Below are 2,721 nucleotides of genomic sequence, written 5' to 3'. Positions count from 1 at the left end.
GGCGACGAAGCGCACGCGGATCTGACCCGCCGCGTCCACGTCGCCGGCCGCGAAGGCCCGGGCTCGGTCGATCCCGTCCCGGGGACGACGGTCGTCGGGGACGTCGGCCTCGAACAGGTGCAGGACGCGTTCCACGCAGTCCGCTGCCCATCCCGCGAGGAACCGGCGGTCCTCCTCGTCGAGCGTCTGTGCCGAGGGCATGTCCGCAGCCTGCCACAGGACCGCCCGGCCGTCCGCTCGTGGTCGGCCGGGTCAGTCCGTGCGCGCCGGCCCGCTCCGTCGTCGGCCCGCGAGCAGGTCGGCCGACCGGATGAGCCGGAGCGAGGTGACGAGGACGACGCCGCCGAGCACGTTGAACAGCAGCGTGTAGCCGAACCAGCCGATCCACTGGCCGTACGTGATGGGTGCGTCGGCCAGGATCGCGCCGAAGACGAGCAGCGAGTCGAGGATCGAGTGGAACAGCTGCAGCCCGGACAGCAGGAACCCGCCGGCCACGGCGGCGACGATCTTCGCGGGGTCGGAGTCGGTGCCCTGCTGCATCCGGGTGACCAGGGTGATCGTGCTGCCGCCGAGGACCGCGAGCGCGATCGTCTGCAGCCCGAACGGCGCGTCGACGTAGTGCCGCGCCGACTCCTCGAGCACCGAGTGCCACTGCGGGAACGCCTGGACGACGAACCACATGAACAGCCAGCCGCCGGCGAGGTTGCCGAGCAGGGTCCCGATCCAGAGGCGCAGGAGCTGCCCGACCGTGCCCTCCCGGGCGATCAGCGCGGTGATCGGCAGCAGGAAGTTCTCCGTGAACAGCTCGCTGTGGGCGAGGTAGAGCGCGATCAGTCCGACGCTGAAGGCCAGGCCGGCGAGCAGGTGGTCGTCGGTGGCGTGGAGGACCGCCAGGTAGGCCATGACGCCCACCCCGATCTCGAGCCCACCGGCGAACCCGGTCGTGAGCACGACCCGGGTGGTGCGCTGCAGCCGCTCGGCGCCTTCCTCGACGACGGCGGTGAAGGAGTCGGAGATCTCGTCCTCGACGGGGGCATCGGTCTCGCCGAGTTCGCGGCGCCGGTCATCACTCACCGCTCCGACCGTAGTCCGGGCAGCGTGCGGCGGCGCGGGGCCGGAGCGCGCTCCGGCGGGTGTAGCATCTGGCTCACTGAGGTAAAAGGCGTCGCCGTCCGCGACGCACACGCACGCGGCATCGAACGAGTCGCCACTTCTTCCCGCGAAGGAGTGCGCCCCGTGTCCCCCAGTCCCGCTCGTCCCGGCCGTGCTCCGACCGGCGATCACGTCCCTCGTCTCTCCGACGCCTGGGTGGCCCTGACCGGGTTGTCCGCGGTGTTCCTGTTCGAGATGCTCGACAACTCGGTGCTCAACGTCGCCCTGCCGACGATCGGTCGCGAACTCGCGTCGTCGACCACGGGCCTGCAGTGGGTGTCCGGCGCCTACTCCGTCGCCTTCGGCGGGCTCATGCTGCTCTTCGGCGCCGTCGCCGACCGGTTCGGTCGTCGCCGGGTGATGCTCGCGGGTCTGGTCCTGCTGGCCGTGTCGAGCCTCGCCACCGCGGCGGTCACGTCGACCGGTCAGCTGGTCGCCGTGCGGGTCCTGATGGGCGTCGCCGCGGCCATGACCACACCCGGGTCGATGGCGCTGGCCTTCCGGCTCTTCGACGACGAGGCCGTGCGGGTCCGCGCGCTCACCGTCATCTCGACGGCGGGGCTCGTCGGCCTGGCCGTCGGTCCGACCGTCGGCGGCTTCGTGCTCGCCGTCGCGCCGTGGCAGGTGCTGCTGCTGGCCGACGTGCCCGTCGCGGTGCTCGCGCTCGTCGGCATCCGACTCGGTGTCGCCCGGGACGAGCCGACCGGACTCCGCCGCGACCCGATCGACGTCGTCGGCGCGCTGCTCGGCACCGCGACCGTCGCCGGCACGCTCGTGACGCCGACCCTCCTGGTCACGTCCGGAGCCGCATCACCGTGGGGATGGGCCGCCCTGGCACTGGCCGTCGCGTGCGCGGTCGCGTTCGTCGCCCGCGAGCGGACGGCACGGCACCCGCTGGTCGACCTGCACCTGCTCGGCCGACCGCTGGTCTCGAGCGGCCTCGCGTTCAAGGCCGCCTCCGGACTCGCCGTGGCCGGGCTGTCGTACCTCGTGACGCTGCAGCTGCAGTTCGCGTGGGGGTGGCCGCCCGCGCTCGCCGCGGTGGGGACGCTGCCGCAGGTCGTGGTGTTGCTCGCCGGGGGCCGGGTCGTCGGACCGTTCGTCCAGCGGGTCGGGCTCGGCCGAGCGGCCGGGATCAGCGCGGCGTCGGTCGTGTCGGGCCTGGCGGTCTTCGGCACCCTGAGCCGGCACGGGTACGTGTGGGTCCTCGTCGCACTCGTGCTCGTCGCGGCCGGCATGCGGGTCGTCGGGGTCGTCGCGGGCGCGTCGGTGCTCACGGGCCTGCCGGCGGACCGCACCTCCCTCGGCGCCGCCGTCGTCGACACCGCTGGCGAGCTCTCCGGCGGCGCGGCCGTCGCCGCGGCGGGGACGATCGTCGCCGCCTTCGTCACCGGCAGCATCACCACGACCACCTGGTCGACCGCGAGACTCGCGGTCCTCCAGGACGCCCTCACCGTCGCCGGCCTCGCGCTCGCGGCGCTCGCCGCGGTGCTCGTCGTGGTCGGCGTGCTCCGTTCCCGATCGGCCGGCCCTGCTCCGACCCCGCCCCAGCCTCAGCCTCAGCCTCAG

General features: G+C 73.5%; 3 protein-coding genes. 1 reads left to right on the top strand and 2 read right to left on the bottom strand.

The window, feature by feature from the left end; all coding sequences use genetic code 11:
• Together LEL83_RS15740 and LEL83_RS15735 are read right to left on the bottom strand one after the other, a co-directional pair.
• A partial coding sequence (locus LEL83_RS15740; protein ID WP_372454470.1) for a putative immunity protein occupies nucleotides 1–201 on the bottom strand: 201 nt, incomplete at its 3' end.
• Between the two features lie 51 nt (nucleotides 202–252).
• Nucleotides 253–1,074 (bottom strand): formate/nitrite transporter family protein, encoded by an 822-nt coding sequence (locus LEL83_RS15735; RefSeq protein WP_225559527.1) that lies wholly within the window; start codon nucleotides 1,072–1,074, stop codon nucleotides 253–255.
• A 162-nt stretch (nucleotides 1,075–1,236) separates the two neighbouring features.
• Here LEL83_RS15735 and LEL83_RS15730 point away from each other — a divergent pair.
• Nucleotides 1,237–2,721, top strand: a 1,485-nt coding sequence (locus LEL83_RS15730; RefSeq protein WP_308009918.1) for an MFS transporter, incomplete at its 3' end; no start/stop codon positions are given.

The sequence above is a fragment of the Curtobacterium oceanosedimentum genome (genome assembly GCF_020297365.1).
GTDB lineage: Bacteria > Actinomycetota > Actinomycetes > Actinomycetales > Microbacteriaceae > Curtobacterium.
Note: the sequence above shows the minus strand (reverse complement) of the source record. Positions and strands in the feature narration are given on the sequence as shown.